This window comes from Rhodovulum sp. BSW8, from assembly GCF_003314725.1.
Lineage (GTDB): Bacteria > Pseudomonadota > Alphaproteobacteria > Rhodobacterales > Rhodobacteraceae > Rhodovulum > Rhodovulum visakhapatnamense.
Genome location: NZ_QNVX01000002.1, coordinates 54,703 through 68,382, shown reverse-complemented (window position 1 = coordinate 68,382; position 13,680 = coordinate 54,703). Strand labels below are relative to the sequence as shown.

The 13,680-nt window shown below is 71.4% G+C and carries 11 protein-coding genes; 1 reads left to right on the top strand and 10 read right to left on the bottom strand.

What is annotated here, in order from left to right; genetic code table 11:
- The coding region (locus tag DSD19_RS00545; RefSeq protein ID WP_243627577.1) for a sugar phosphate nucleotidyltransferase at nt 1-261 on the bottom strand (261 nt) is incomplete at its 3' end.
- Nucleotides 262-314: 53 nt separating this feature from the next.
- Nucleotides 315-977 carry a hypothetical protein gene (locus DSD19_RS00540; RefSeq protein WP_113668158.1) on the bottom strand — a complete coding sequence of 221 codons (663 nt, stop codon included), beginning with the start codon at nt 975-977 and terminating at the stop codon, nt 315-317.
- 56 nt (nt 978-1,033) lie between these two features.
- Between DSD19_RS00540 and DSD19_RS00535 the strand changes: the two genes are divergently transcribed.
- Nucleotides 1,034-2,242 (top strand): hypothetical protein, encoded by a 1,209-nt coding sequence (locus DSD19_RS00535; protein WP_113668157.1) that lies wholly within the window; start codon nt 1,034-1,036, stop codon nt 2,240-2,242.
- Here DSD19_RS00535 and DSD19_RS22620 read toward each other — a convergent pair.
- From DSD19_RS22620 to DSD19_RS00495, 8 genes are read right to left on the bottom strand one after another with little or no spacing between them, the layout of a single operon-like run.
- Nucleotides 2,166-2,927, bottom strand: coding sequence for a CatB-related O-acetyltransferase (locus tag DSD19_RS22620; RefSeq protein ID WP_202241547.1), 762 nt, complete (start codon nt 2,925-2,927; stop codon nt 2,166-2,168). The two genes, DSD19_RS00535 and DSD19_RS22620, sit on opposite strands and share 77 nt — an antisense overlap.
- 47 nt (nt 2,928-2,974) lie before the next feature.
- Entirely contained in the window at nt 2,975-3,859 is an 885-nt protein-coding gene (locus tag DSD19_RS00525; protein WP_113668156.1) for a hypothetical protein, read from the bottom strand.
- 7 nt (nt 3,860-3,866) lie between these two features.
- Nucleotides 3,867-5,180 carry an HlyD family type I secretion periplasmic adaptor subunit gene (locus DSD19_RS00520; protein WP_113668155.1) on the bottom strand — a complete coding sequence of 438 codons (1,314 nt, stop codon included), beginning with the start codon at nt 5,178-5,180 and terminating at the stop codon, nt 3,867-3,869.
- A complete protein-coding gene (locus DSD19_RS00515) occupies nt 5,177-6,901 on the bottom strand; it encodes a type I secretion system permease/ATPase (RefSeq protein WP_113668154.1) in 1,725 nt (574 codons plus the stop codon). Before DSD19_RS00515 ends, DSD19_RS00520 begins: the two co-directional genes overlap by 4 nt.
- Nucleotides 6,898-8,184 carry a glycosyltransferase family 4 protein gene (locus DSD19_RS00510; RefSeq protein ID WP_113668153.1) on the bottom strand — a complete coding sequence of 429 codons (1,287 nt, stop codon included), beginning with the start codon at nt 8,182-8,184 and terminating at the stop codon, nt 6,898-6,900. The genes DSD19_RS00515 and DSD19_RS00510 overlap by 4 nt, the downstream gene beginning before the upstream one ends.
- Nucleotides 8,181-10,370, bottom strand: a complete 2,190-nt coding sequence (locus tag DSD19_RS00505; RefSeq protein WP_113668152.1) for a hypothetical protein — start codon at nt 10,368-10,370, stop codon at nt 8,181-8,183. Before DSD19_RS00505 ends, DSD19_RS00510 begins: the two co-directional genes overlap by 4 nt.
- Complete coding sequence (locus DSD19_RS00500; RefSeq protein ID WP_133260335.1) at nt 10,367-11,602, bottom strand: glycosyltransferase family 4 protein; 1,236 nt, start codon at nt 11,600-11,602, stop codon at nt 10,367-10,369. The genes DSD19_RS00505 and DSD19_RS00500 overlap by 4 nt, the downstream gene beginning before the upstream one ends.
- Nucleotides 11,599-13,638 carry a hypothetical protein gene (locus tag DSD19_RS00495; RefSeq protein ID WP_113668150.1) on the bottom strand — a complete coding sequence of 680 codons (2,040 nt, stop codon included), beginning with the start codon at nt 13,636-13,638 and terminating at the stop codon, nt 11,599-11,601. The genes DSD19_RS00500 and DSD19_RS00495 overlap by 4 nt, the downstream gene beginning before the upstream one ends.
- Nucleotides 13,639-13,680: the final 42 nt, after the last annotated feature.

Genomic DNA, 13,680 nt, shown 5'->3' with positions numbered 1-13,680 from the left:
CAGGTCGTCCTTGCCCTTGGACTTCAGCGAGTCTTCCAGATGCGGCGCGTGGTCGAAATAATCCTCGAGCGCGCTTTTCCCCCGCGACGTCACGAAGATGAAATCCGTGATCCCGGCCGCCCGCGCCTCGTCGATCGCGTACTGGATCAGCGGCCGGTCCACCAGCGTCATGATCTCTTTCGGGATCGACTTCGTCGCGGGAAGAAACCGCGTCCCCAATCCCGCAACGGGAAAAACCGCCTTCGTTACTTGCCGGTTCATGATCTCACTCGTCCTTTGTCTGAAAGGGTCGGAAAAAAGCGGGGGCCGATGGCTCACCCGGCGAAAAGCGACCAGAGGCCCAGCGCCAGCGCCGTGCCGCCAAGCGCGAGTGCCGCGACCACCATCCGGCGAAGTCCGGCCAGCGGATCGGGTGCGGCCGCCCCGTCGGTCCCGGCCGCGGCCAGTTCCAGCCGGGCCTGCACCAGCTCGATCCGGTCGAGCGCGCGGGCGATGTCCTGCAGGTCGGCCGGGTCGTCATGGCGCGCAAGCGCGCCGCGCAGATCGGCGATTTCGGTGCCAAGCGCCGCGACGCGGGCAAAGACCACCTCCAGCACCCGGCGGTCGGGATCGTCCGAGGGCAGGGCGGCGCCTGTGGCGCGGAGCGCGCCTGCGGTCCCGTCCCCCGTTACGGCGCGAACCGACAGGGTGAAGGCGAGGCCGGGCTCGACCGGCGGATCGAGTTCGACCGAGAAACCATAGCGGCCGGTGCCGATGCCGCCCCGTTCCAGATCGGGCCGGTGCCGGTCGGCGCGGGTCTTGGCGGCAAGCCGTCCTTCGCGGTAGATTTCGACCGCGACGGCAGCCGAGGGATCGGCGCGGTCGATGGCCCATCCGGCGATGCGGCCGGGCGCGGGCAGGTCGTAGACGCCGTTGACCCGGGGCTGCGGGTCGTCGGCGGCGGGCAGGGCGCGGGCGATGTCGGACGCGGCAGTCATGGAATGGGTCTTTCGGAAAGCTGCGGGGTGCCGCTGGCGGGAAGGAGGGAAACGCGATGAGGCGGGGCGCAGGGCGGATCGCGGCGGCGGTGCTGGCGTGGGCCGGGATGGCCGACGCGGGTCCCGCACCGGACCTGGGGTCCGCGCCTCTGCTTTTCGACTGGAGCGCCGAGCGTTGCGGGCGCTGGGACATTCCCGATGCCCCGGCGCGGTTCTGGCGCGACGCGGAGGGGCGCATCCACATGATCGCGGGGTCCGACCAGAGCCGCCAGAGCGTTGGCCAGGCTGCCGACCGGCTGGCGCGGGTCTGTGCGGTGGTGCATCGCGGCGCGGACGATCCCGACCCGGCGGCGCGGAACGACCGGACCTGGGTGTCGTCGATCTTTACCCGCGACGGTCTGCGGATCGAGGCGCTTGGGCATATGGAGTATCAGGGCGACCGGCATCCGGGCGCCTGTGCCGCGGGGCGCTACATGGCCTGCTGGCGGAATGCGGTCGTGGCGCTGGAAAGCCGCGATGGCGGGGAAAGTTTCGCCCGACTGCCCGGCCCGCCGGTTGCGGCGCTGCCCTATCGCTACGATCCCGGCCAGACCCGGCGCAGCGGCTATTTCACGCCCTCGAACATTTTCGAGGCGGACGGGGTCCTGAATGTCTTCGTCTTTGCCGAAGCCTATGACGCGCAGCGCCGGGGCGCCTGCCTGCTGCGCCGAAGGGTCGATGGCGGGCCGGGCGACTGGCGCGCCTGGGACGGGCAAGGGTTTTCGGCGCGCTTCGCCGATCCCTATCGGGGCGCCGTCGCCGACCCCGACGCGCATGTCTGCGCGCCGCTGCCGGGGCTCGACGCCACGCTGAGCTCGGTCGTCTTTCAGCCCGCGACGGGGCGTTTTCTGGCGGTCTCGCCGCGCGTCGGGCGCGATGCCGGGGGCGCCCGCCGGGCGGGGATCTGGGCCTATGTTTCGCGCGATCTTATCCATTGGGACGACCTGGGGCTCTTGGCCGAGGCCCCGCTTTTGTGGGCGCGCGATTGCGGGCAAGGTGCGGCCTATGCCTACCCGTCGCTGGTCGATCCGGACAGCCCGGCCCCGATGCTCGACCGGGTGGACGACCATCTGTGGCTGACCCTCACCCGGATGCGGCTGGAGGCCGACTGCCGGGTGGGGCCGGAACGGGATCTGATCCGGGTGCATGTCAACTGGCCAGCGCAAGCGGGCTCCCGTCCAGAACTTGCAGCATCCGGTCCGGATCGGCCAGATCCTCGGCGCTGAACACCGGTCCCTGAAAGGGGGTCACCGCGCCCGAGGCGGCCATCTCGCCGATCGCGTCGATCGCGCGCTCGATATCGTCGAAGGGCGCGTCGAAGAGGTCGTAGATCGAGAAGCGCCACCATTCCAGCGCCAGAAGCCGTTCGACCACCGGTTCGGGAAAGCGCAGCCGCAACACCCGGCCGGGAGTGCCGACGACGATGGCATAGGGCGGCACATCCTTCACCACCGTCGCCCGGGCGCCGATGATCGCACCGGCGCCGATGGTGATGCCGGACTTGATGAAGGCGCCCTCGCCGATCCAGACATCCGGGCCCAGCACGGTCACCGGGCAGCTGCCGGGGAACGGACGCTTGCGCTGCTGGATCGAGGCCGCCTCGTCGCCCGCCATCAGCTGGTCCCAGCCGTTGACCTGCGGAAAATAGGCGGTGCGCGACGAGGTCAGCCAGTCGGTCGGATGTTCGTGCGTGCCGATCACGACGTTCTTGGCGATCGAGCAGTAGCGGCCGATTTCGGCATTGTTGATCTGGCTGCCGCTGAGATTGCAGAAGGCGCCGAGGCGCAGGATCGAGCCGGTCGGGACCGTGGCATGGATCGCGGTCGGACCCTCGACCCAGGAGTTGGGGTGCAGATGTCCGGTCTTGGCGAGGCCCGACAACCGGAGGCCGGCGGCCTGGACTCTGGCCATCTGGGCAGGCGTGAGATTGAGCATCCTTCAATCGTCCCTTCTTGAATTCACAAGGTTGCGCCCGCCGGAGGCGGGCATGCGACAAGGCGGCCTGCAAGGCACGCGCGAGACCCGGATAGCCGGGCTTCATGGTCAGCGCCCCGCGCGGAACGTCCGCAGCCGCGGCCGGTTCGGCGATGGCGGCAAGAACGATCCCGGGGACATGGCGCTCGTCCCGGTTGTCGGGCTGCAAGGCGCAGGCTTCGCGCGCCGCGGATCGTGATCTCGACCGTCAGCCGTTCAGTCTCGCGCCCGCATTCAACCGGAAGCGCAGCGGCCCCCCGTGCCGGCGTTTCGGTGTCGGGTGCGGCCGGATCAGCGGCTTCGGGAGAGGTGGTGAAATCTGCCGAGAAAGGCGTGGCGGGATCCGGGAAAGGACGCCCCGCGACCGCCGCCTTCGACGGGCGGAACGCCTCGCAGAAGGTCTTCGCCGCCGCGCGCGCGCGCAGGCCCTTGCCGGGAAAGCCCGCAGAGAGACTTGCCGCCAGCCGGTCCCGGATCGGCCCATCCTCGGGCGAAATCGCGCCGTTCTCGTCGGCCACCGGGTCGAAGGCGTCGGGCGGGCCGATTTGCCAGTGATCGAGAAAGTCGCGAAGGCGCTGTATCTCGGCATCGGACAGGGGGCGGCTGTGCCAATTTTCGCTGCAGTGGATTTGGGTTCCGCTGCCGTTCAGCTCCTTGGCCGCGCTGCCGCGGAAGGGATGCTTGAGGCTGTCGGACCGGTCGGCATCCATCGCATAGGCGGCCAGACCGGTATGGTTGAGGGCGCCGCAGAACGGCGGATAGACAAAGCCGCGCGCCGCCAGCGCCTTGCGATTGGCCGCCAGGAAGGTCTGAAGCGTGGTGGTGCCGATCTTTTCGGTGCCGATTTGCAGAATGGCCTTGCGGGTCATGCGCGGCTCACTCCTCGTTGAAGGCGCGCCGGAAGTGACGCAGGATCGGTTCGAGCAGATAATCGCCCGCCCTTCGTTCACCGATCGTTAAAGTGACCTCCACGGGCATGCCGGCGGTCAGCGCCACGCCGTCAAGCTCGGCCACGCTGTCGGGGTCGAGCGTCACCCGCGCCTCGAAATAGTTCGTGCCGGTCTGCGAGTCCTCGAGCAGGTCGGCCGAGACATAGGATACCTCGCCGGTCACGGTGGGCGCGTCGGACCGCTTGAAGGCGGTCAGCCGCACCTTGGCGGGCACGCCCCGATGCAGCGTGTCGATGGCGTCGGGCGGCAGCTTGACCAGCGCCACAAGCTGGTCGTCGCGCGGCAGGATCTCCATCAGGGGCTGGCCCGATCCCAGCACGGCACCCGGCGTCACGGTGTTGATCTCGACCACCTTTCCGGCCTGCGGCGCGCGCAGGTCGAGCCGCGCGCGCACATCTTCCATGGCGCGGATCTGGCTGTCGAGCGCGGCCAGCCGGGTGCGGGCCTCGGTTTCGCTGGTGGCGATCTCGGCCAGCCGCTGCTGGGTCAGCGCGACCAGATCGGACCGCGCGCGGGCGATGTCCTGACGGGCGGCCTCGACCAGCCCCGCGCTTTCGTCGCGGTCGCCCGCGAGCGAGGCGATGGCACGGTCCAGATCCAGCAGGTCGCGCTTGGGCGAGGCGCCGCGGCCGACCAGATCGGCCACCATCCGGCGTTCGTCCTCCCAGAGCTGAACCTGCCGCTCGGCCGCCTTGCGCTGGCCCTCTTTGGCGGCGATCTGGCCTTCAAGCTGGGCGATCTGGCGGTTCAGCGAATCGATCTGGGCGCCATGAGCGCGCTGGCGCGCCTCGAACAGCCGCGTGGTCTCGGCGATCTTGTCGGCGCGGATGCAGGTGTCGCAGGGCGGCGCGGTGGCGGGGTCGAGCGGCCGGTCCTCTTCCTCGGCGCCGAGCCGCCAGAGCGCGAAGCGGGTCGCGTCGCGGTCCGAGCGAAGCTGCGCCAGTTTCTCGTCGGTCTGGGTCGGGTCGAGCCGGGCCACGACCTGACCGGCCTCGACCATGTCGCCCGATTGCACCAGCAGCCCGGCAAGGATGCCGCCCTCCAGATGCTCGACCGTCTTGCGTTCGCTGTCGGCATGCAGGACCCCGTGCGACACCAGCGCGGCGTCGAGCCGGGCGGTCATCGCCCAGCCGGTCAGGGTCAGGCTCAGCGCCAGCGCAACGCCCAGCGCGGCCCAGACCACGGGCCAGTAGGACGGCAGCGGCGGATCTTCCGGATCGAGGCTCAGCACATCGGTCATGACGCGATCTCCCGGCGGCGTCGCGGCGGTTGCGGACGCTGCGGCGTCAGGGCCTGCATCACCTCGTCGCGCGGGCCGAATTGCACCATCGCCCCGTCCTGCAGCCGCAGCAGCCGGTCGGCGCGGTTCAGGATCGACATGCGCTGCGCCACGACGACAACGGTCGCGCCGGCCGCGCGGGCGGTCTCGATGGCGGCGACAAGGGCCGCCTCGCCCTCGGCGTCGAGGTTCGAATTGGGTTCGTCCAGCACGATCAGCCGGGGTGTGCCGATCAGCGCGCGGGCCAGCGCGATGCGCTGGCGCTGGCCGCCGCTCAGCGGGTGGCCGCCGCTGCCCAGAGGCGTCGCATAGCCCTGCGGCAGGCTGCCGATCAGCTCGTGCACCCCGGCGGCGCGGGCGGCGCGCACCACCGCGGCCATGTCGTGATCGCCGAACCGGGCGATGTTGTCGCGCACCGTGCCGGTCAGCAGCGTCGGTTCCTGCGGCAGATACCCCACGGCGCGGCCGAAGCTCTCGCGTTCATGGGCGAAGGTGCTTTGCCCGTCGAGATAAAGCCCCCCGGCGCTGGGCTGGGCGATGCCGACGATCAGCCGCGACAGCGAGGACTTGCCCGCGCCCGAGGGGCCGATCACCCCCATCATCATCCCGCTTTCAAGACTGAAATTGATGTTCTGCAGCACCGGCCGGCTACCGCCCCCGGGGGCGAAGTAGCTCAACCGCTCGGCCACCAGCCGACCCGATTCAATCTCGACCGGGGTCGCGGACCGCGCGGCCACACCGTCGCGGGTGACGCCTTTAAGACGGTCCAGAACGGCGCGCGCCTCAAGCCATTGCTTCCAGCCGGAGGCGGTCTGTTCGAAGGGCAAGAGCAGCCGCCCCGTCAGCACCGTGGCGGCGAAGATCGTCGAGGCCGAGACCCTGTCCTCGATCACCAGATAAGCGGCCGAGCCGATCACCGCGATCTGCAGCACCACGCGCAGGGTCCGGGTCAGCGTCGACAGAAGTCGCGCCAGCTTCGCCCCGCGTTCGGACATCTCGATGGCGCGGTTTTGCGCCGCGCGCCAGCGCCGGGCCAGCGCGGGCAGCATGCCCATGGAAGTGATCAGTTCGGCATGGCGGATCGCCTCGGCGGTCTCGCCATTGACCCGGGCGGTGGCCTGGGTGCCCTCTTTCGAGGGGCCGCGCAGCAAGAGTTCGGTCGCGATGGCCGCGGCCGCCAGCGCCAGCGCGCCGCCAAGCCCGACAAAGCCGTAGACCGGGTGCAACAGAAACAGCGCCAGCAGAAAGACCGGCGCGAAGGCCAGATCGAGCGGCAGCGCCAGCGCCCCCCCGGCCAGGAAGGCGCGCAGTTCCGAGACGTCCTGCATCGCGCCGCTGGCGGCCTGGGGACCTTTGGTCAGGCTCGATTCGATGGCGGCTTCGAAGACCGGCTTGCCCAGCCGCGCGACCGTCCGGTTGGCGAGGATCACGAAGATTCGCTGGCGCATCACGTCCAGCAGGGTCTGGAAGGCCAGAAGCGTCAGCGCGAGGATGGCCAGCGCCGTCAGCGTCTCGACGCTGCCGCTGGACAGCACCCGGGAATAGACCTGGATGGTGAAAAGCGGCAGGCCCAGATGCAGCAGGTTGACGAAAAAGCCGACCGCGCCTGCCGCGACGCCGCCGCGCAGAAGATCGCGCAGCGTCTCGTCGAGACGCCCCGCCGGATCGGCGCGCCGCATCATTCGGCGGCCACCGGTCCGGCGCGCCGGTCGTTCTGGCGGGCCAGAAGCTTGCCGAACAGTTCGGCATGGCGGGCGCCAGCCTCGTCGGCCGTGGTCGGCGGACGGATGCCCGCATGCAGCCGGTCCCAAAGCCGGGGCTGCTGGATCGCCTGGGTCATGGTCTCGGCCAGGCTGTCGGCATTCGAGACCTTGAAATGCAGCCCGTCGACGCCGTGGCGCACCTTTTCGGCCATGCCGCCGATATCCGAAGCGATGATCGGGCGGCCGTGGAAGAAGGATTCCTGGATCACCACGGGGGCGTTTTCCCACCAGGTCGAGGGAATGATCATCCAGTCCGCGTCGCGCATCAGGTCGGGCATCTCGTGGCTCTTGTAGGACCCCCGGAACCGCACCCGGCGCCCGGCCTGACGGAACAGGTCCTTGACCGAGGCCTGGAAATCCTCGGGCTGATGTTCGAGATTGCCGCCATAGACGTTGAGGATGCTGTCGCCCCAGACGGGTTCGGGGATGCGGGTGACCGCGTCGATCAGCACCTTGATACCCTTGAACGGGTTGAGCTGCCCGAAATAGGCAAACCGGTTGCGCCGCCCGCCCGGCGCCAGCGGGCGCAGCGGTGCGGGCGTTCCGGCGTCGAGCCCGTTCTCGATCATCACCAGCTTGTCCTGCGGCAGGCCCCAGTCGGCAAAGCGCGACAGCAGGAAATGCGAGGGGCTGACGAAGGCGTCGACCTCGGCGAAGAAGCTCTTGATGAAGGCCTCGCGCCGCAGCAGGTTCGCGGCCCCGATCTCGGGGAAGCACATGCCGCAATCGGAGGGCGTGGCCTTCAGGCACAGCGCATGGGTCTTGGGCTTGATCATCTGGCCGTGATGGGCGCAGATCGGCAGGTATTCGTGCAGCGTGTAGACGATGGGCACATCGCCCAGCGCCCGGCGGATCGACCGGATCGCCTGCACCCCGAAGCCCATCACATGGTGCATGTTGACGACGTCGGGCTTCAGCTCGGCCAGGAAGCGCTCGAAATGCGCCATCAGCCCGCCAACGTCCTTGGACCCCAGATGGAACCAGTCGAAATCGTTCGACCAGAACAGCGATTCATCGGGCGCGCGGTCCATCGCCATCAGCGGCGTGTCGCGATGCGGCATCACCGGGGCGCCGATGCCCGCGAGGTAATGCGAGGCCCAGCCGGGTTGCTGGCGCAGCCCGCGATGCAGGTTGTAGGAGGCCACCTGCGCCCCCCCGATCGAGAAATCGGGATGCGCATGCGAGATGATGAGGGCCTTCATGTGCGGTCTCCCTTGCTGTCGGCCTTCTGCCCGACGGGTGCCAGATGCGGGCCGCCCGCGCGGCGGCGCTGCAATGCGATCAGCGCGGCATCGACCCGGTCGACCAGCTCGCGCCGGGCCGGATCGCCCTGGGGCGGGGCGGCGTCCAGCATCCAGAATTCGGCCGAGGGGTCGCACCAGGGCCGTGCGCCCGAGCGCGCCAGCCGCAGCGTCAGGTCCTGGCCGATGAACCGGTCGCCCCAGAGCCCGCCGCGGAACCCGCCCGCCTGATCGAGCGCGGCCCGGGCGATCAGCGCGATCTCGGCCGGGATCGCGGCAGCCGGGCGGGGCGCGCCATCGGCGATGCGGTGCCGCTCGAACCCGACCAGCGCGCAGACCGCGCCGCGGGGCGGCGTCGCAGCCTCGCTGCCGCCGAAATAGACCGATCCGTCCTCGTAGCAGAGCATCGGCGAGACGACGGCCGCGCCCGGAAGCCCGGCCGCGCCCGCACGCAGCCGGTCGAGCCAGCCCGGAGATTTGGGCAGGACCGAGGTTTGCCACACCAGGATCTCGGGCGCGTCCGAGGCCGCGGCCCCGGCATCGAGCCGGCCCGCCAGCGTCTCGTGATCGGGCACCAGCACCAGCGCCCCGGTCAGCCCGAAGAAGCGGAACTGATGGTCGAGTTCCTCGGCCAGCCGGGCCGCGCCCTCACGCCCGGCGACCAGGATCAGGTCAAGCTCGGATGCCTCGGGCTGGCCCGCGAGGCAGGCCATGACCGGATGCAGATGGGCCAGATCGGTGACCGGCATGACGGCGGCGACGGTGCGCCCGGCGGGGCCGCCCGCCAGCGGCTGGACCGTCAGGCGGTTTGGCGCGCCGCGCCGGGGCAGGCTGGCGAGGAAGGGCGCCGCGTGGTCCGAGATCAGGCTGCCCAGCGCCGGATCGTGCGGCTGCAGCGCGCTGAAGACCGGATGGGCGGCGCCGGGACCGTCGCAGGGGGTCAGCTCGACCGGCAGGAAGAGGCAGCCGTCGTCCTTCATGACAAGTTCCAGATAGGCTTCGGTGCCGTCCAGCTTTTCGGCCGGGGCCGAAACCGCGCAGACGAAACCGTGCAGCCGTTCGCGCGGGTCGATCAGCCCCTGAAAGCGCGGATCGGGGGCGAAGGCGTCGTTCAGGTCGGGCCGGTCGGTACGGTGCCAGCGGTCATGCAGCGGCGCGTACAGATTGGCCGAGGTCTTCAGGATCACGCGCTCGACCCGGTCCAGGGGATCGAGCAGCCAGCCGGTGACGAAGATCCCGCCCGCGGGCGTGCGCAGGATGCGGTCGATGGCGGCGGTGGTCGGGCCGGGATGTTCGGCAAGCGTGTTCCGCCCGTCGAAGCGCGGCCGGACGATCCGCTTGAAGGGTTCGACCGAGGCGCCCGAGGCCGCCAGCCGGGGCAGCATCGCGCGGACATGCTCGGTGGCGTCGGCGCCGGTGATCGGGGCGGGCGCGTCGGGCACCAGATCGAGCCTGAGAAGCCCGCCTTCGTGTTCGACGAACAGCACCTTGCAGCCGTCGAGCCGCCCGGCCCAGTCCTTGACGAAGATGCAGAAGCCCGCGGCCGGGGCGAGGATGTCGTCGCGGCGGAAGACGGCCGCGACGGCCTCGACGCCCGCGGCCTGACCCAGAAGGCTGAGCGGCCCGGTCAGGCTGCTATGGGCCCAGCCTTGCAGGAAAAGCCCGCCGCAATCGGGGCGCACCACCAGTTCGACAAAGCCGTCGGCCTGCGAGGTCTCGCGCAGAAGATCGGTCTGGAACCGCTGCGCGGCCTCGCTGCCCGAGGCCTCGAACGCCTCGTCGAGAAACTGCACCAGCTCGGCGACCGGCGCGCCGGTCTCGCGCAGATGGGCGGCCAGGGCTGCGGCCTCGGTCGCGACCGAGGCGGGGGTGCCGACCTCTGCGACCGGGGCGCCCGAGGCATCGGTCAGCGCGAAGGGGCCAAGGGTCGCGGCACCCAGCACGGCCAGCCCGTGCCAGCGCCCGTCCGCCTGCCAGAACCGCGCGGCCCAGGCCGGGGCCGCATCGCCCTCGGGCCGCGCCGCCTCGGGCGCGGGGGCGTCCAGATCCGAAAAGCAGTGAATCGCCAGCGCGCCGCCCGGCAGCACGATCGGCCGGGGCTGCAGGATCGCGAGCGGGGCGGCGGATATGTCTTTCAGGGCGGTCATGCGGGCAGAACCTCGGTCAGCCGGGAATAGTGGTCGAGATGCCAGCGGGCGCTGTCCTCCAGCGTCGGCGGCGGGCGCAGGTTGGCCGACAGCCGCGCCCAGAGTGCCGGATCGGCGGCCACGGCCTCCATCCGGTCGGCCAGCGCCACCGGATCGGCGCGCGGCACGTGCAGCCCGTCAATGCCGTCGCGCACCAGCTCTTTCAGCCCGCCCTGGGCGGTGCAGATCACCGGACGCCCGGCGCGCTGCGCCTCGAGCGCGACCAGCGGCGCGTTCTCGTACCAGAGCGACGGGATCACCACCCAGTCGGCCTCGGCCATCAGCCCGTGCACCTGATCGCGGTCATAGGGGCCCAGATGCCGGGCCAGTGGTGCTGCGGCGGCCAGTCCTTCGGCAAAGGCGGCCTCGGCCTCGGGCGCGGGGTGGTTCAGCCGCCCGTGCAGGGCCAGCCGCAGATCGGCGCCCCGCCCGGCCAGATCGGCGGCCGCCGCCAGCAGGACCCCCACGCCCTTGTGCGGCGCGAGATTGCCGAAATAGGCAAAGCGGTTGGGGCGCGGCCGGGCCGTGGTGGCGGGCGGCGCCAGCGGTGCGACCGCATTCGGCAGCACCGCGATCCGTTCGGCGGGCAGGCCCCAGGCGACGAAGCGGTCGCGCAGGTCGCGGCTGGGCGCCAGGATCGCGTCGATCTGATCGAGGATCGCCAGGAGCCGCGCCTTGCGCAGGGCATGCGCCCCGACCGCGATCTGCGGCAGGCACCGGCGGCAGGCATCGGCCGCGGGCCGGGTGCAGAGCCCGCCGTCGCGGCGCAGCATCAACCCGTCGGCCGGGCAGATCGCCTGAAAGTCGTGCAGGGTCAGCACCAGCCGCGCGGCGGGGCGCAGCCGCCGGATCAGCGGCACGATCTCGGCGCCGATCCGGTCGAGCCCGTGCAGGTGCACGATGTCGGGTTCGACCGTCTCCAGCACCCGGGCGACCGCGCCGGTCCAGTCGGTGCCGTCCATCCGCCGCATCGAGAAGGCGTCATAGGCCCCGGTCCGCAGCAGAAGATCGCGGCCGATGCCGTGCAGGCTGCCGGGCCGGACCTCGGGATGCGTGAGCGAGGTCGAGGCGGCAAGGAACCGCGCCGAAATGCCCGGCCGGGCGTCAAGTGTGCGGCACAGGTCATGCGCGGCATGTTCGGTGCCGCCATCGGTGAAGGCGGGGTGGTCGTGGCAGATGACAAGGATCTTCACGGCTGCACCTCGGTGGACAGGATCAGGTCTTCGGCATGGCGGACTGCCTCGGGGCGCGGCAGGGGCGCGGCATGGGCGGTGGCGCAAAGCCCGGGATGAAGCGCGATCCGCGCGGCTTCGTCCTGCCGCAGCGCCGCCGCCAGAAGCGCCATGTCGGCGCCGATGCCGGGCACGCGCAGCGGGCTGGCCAGCAGCCGGGCGCGGGCGGCCGCGTTCAGGCCGAGACAGGCCTCGGGCAGAAGCCGTGCCGGGTCGGTCCCGGCGGTCAGCCCGTCGCGCAGCGTGCCGTCATGGTTCATCAGGATCGCGCCGCCAAGTGCCGGGCCGGGCCGGTCGAGATCGGCAACCCAGTTGGCCAGCCAGTCGGCGCCCTCGGGCAGGATGTCCTGCGCCAGCAGGATCGACACCGGCGCCGTCACGGCGGCCAGGATTGCGCGGACCCGCTCGGCCGGCAGCAGATCGCGGCGCGGCAGATCGGCGATCTCGACCCCGATCCCGTGAATCGCATGCAGATCGGCCGCGATCCGGCGCAGCGCCGGCACCGCGTCGGGGTCGCGGTGGTGCAGGATCAGGCCGGTCTCGCTGGCGTCGCCCAGGGTCGCGGCCAGCGCATGGGGATAGTCGAGCGAGCCGTCGAGCGCGACGATCAGGGCGCTGCGTTGCGGCCGCTCGGGCGCCCCGACCGGCAGCAGCTCGGCTGCGATCCGGGGCCGGGCGGGCAGCGCGTCGCCAAGGACAGACGCCAGCACCGGCGCCAGATCGGCGGCGGGCAATGCCTCCAGCACCGGGGGCAGTGTGGCGGGCAGGGCGTCGATCCGCGCGGAGCCTGCACGGGCGCGGTGGCCCGAGCGATAGAGCAGGGACAGCGCGGCCTCTTCGCCCGGCTCGAACCCGGCGATCCCGGGCAGGAAGCCGACCTGCAACCGCCCCAGCCGGGGGTGATGCAGCGGGCGGCCCAGCGGCAGTTCGGCGGTGGCGTCGCCGCTGGCAAGCGCGATCCCGGTCAACAGCCGCCGCGGGTCGGACAGCGCGAGGATGTAGAACAGCCCATGCGGCGTCGCCATCAGTCGTTCGGCGCGGGCGGTGGGGCGATCGGCCTCGGGGCAGGCGATCTCGGCCAGCAGCGCGGCGGCGCTGTCATCGCGTTCGGACAGCCGCGCCAGCCGGTCGCGCATCCGCTGGCGCAGCCGCGGCGTGCGCCGGGCGAGCCAGGGGCCGAGCGGGCGGCCGGGCTGGCGCCGGGCGGGTCCGGCCAGCCGAAGCGGCGCGTCCGACAGCGCAACCAGCGTGCTGTCGACGGGGAGGCCCTGGGGCAGGAAGACATGCAGCAGCCGCCCGGCGGCCGCGCCGGTGCCCGAGGTCTCGACATCGATCTCGAAGCCCGACAGGCGGCGCACCCGCTGGCGGCTGACCACCACCAGATCGGTGAAGCCGTCCGCGGTCAGGCCGCGCGGCAGCAGATAGCTTGCGACCGCCGCGCTTTGTCCCACCGGGCACCAGGCGCGCAAGGGCAGGCTGGCGGGCGTCAGGCTTTCCAGAAGCTGGGCGATCACATCGCGGAAGCCGTCGACCGAGCCCTTGCCGAACAGCGACAGCCCCGTGGTCAGCAAAAGCCGCAACAGCCGCCGCCCGCCATCGGGCGAGAGCCCGGCCATCAGCGCCAGCGGATCGACCAGCGGCGATTGCAGCGCCATCGGGTCGATCTCGGCCAGCGTCTCGCCGTCGCGCAACACCCGCAGCCCGTCGCGGCAAAGCCGCCGCGCGGGCAGGCCCAGCAGCGTGACATGGCGCTGCCCGCCACCGGCGCGGGCCAGCTGGCTGGCGATCTGCGGCAGGCACAGCACGTCGTCGCCGCTGCGCGCCGAGATCGGGCCCTGGCCGTGCCGGGCGTCGTCGGGCGCGTCAGCGGGACTGTCGAAGAACGCGGCCGCGACGGCATCCGACAGCGGAACCACCTGCAGCCGGTGACGGCGGGCAGGCAGGCCGGGGCGGGGGGCGGGTTCGGCAAACTTGGGAAAGGGGGCGATGGCACTCATGGCAGGGGCGCTGGGTCCGGACGTGGGGGGCACAGGGTCAGG

Coding starts and splice junctions, on each gene's coding strand:
- DSD19_RS00540 (WP_113668158.1), bottom strand. CDS start 977: ATGACTGCCGCGTCCGACATCGCCCGCGCCCTGCCCGCCGCCGACGAC.
- DSD19_RS00535 (WP_113668157.1), top strand. CDS start 1,034: ATGAGGCGGGGCGCAGGGCGGATCGCGGCGGCGGTGCTGGCGTGGGCC.
- DSD19_RS22620 (WP_202241547.1), bottom strand. CDS start 2,927: ATGGCCAGAGTCCAGGCCGCCGGCCTCCGGTTGTCGGGCCTCGCCAAG.
- DSD19_RS00525 (WP_113668156.1), bottom strand. CDS start 3,859: ATGACCCGCAAGGCCATTCTGCAAATCGGCACCGAAAAGATCGGCACC.
- DSD19_RS00520 (WP_113668155.1), bottom strand. CDS start 5,180: ATGACCGATGTGCTGAGCCTCGATCCGGAAGATCCGCCGCTGCCGTCC.
- DSD19_RS00515 (WP_113668154.1), bottom strand. CDS start 6,901: ATGATGCGGCGCGCCGATCCGGCGGGGCGTCTCGACGAGACGCTGCGC.
- DSD19_RS00510 (WP_113668153.1), bottom strand. CDS start 8,184: ATGAAGGCCCTCATCATCTCGCATGCGCATCCCGATTTCTCGATCGGG.
- DSD19_RS00505 (WP_113668152.1), bottom strand. CDS start 10,370: ATGACCGCCCTGAAAGACATATCCGCCGCCCCGCTCGCGATCCTGCAG.
- DSD19_RS00495 (WP_113668150.1), bottom strand. CDS start 13,638: ATGAGTGCCATCGCCCCCTTTCCCAAGTTTGCCGAACCCGCCCCCCGC.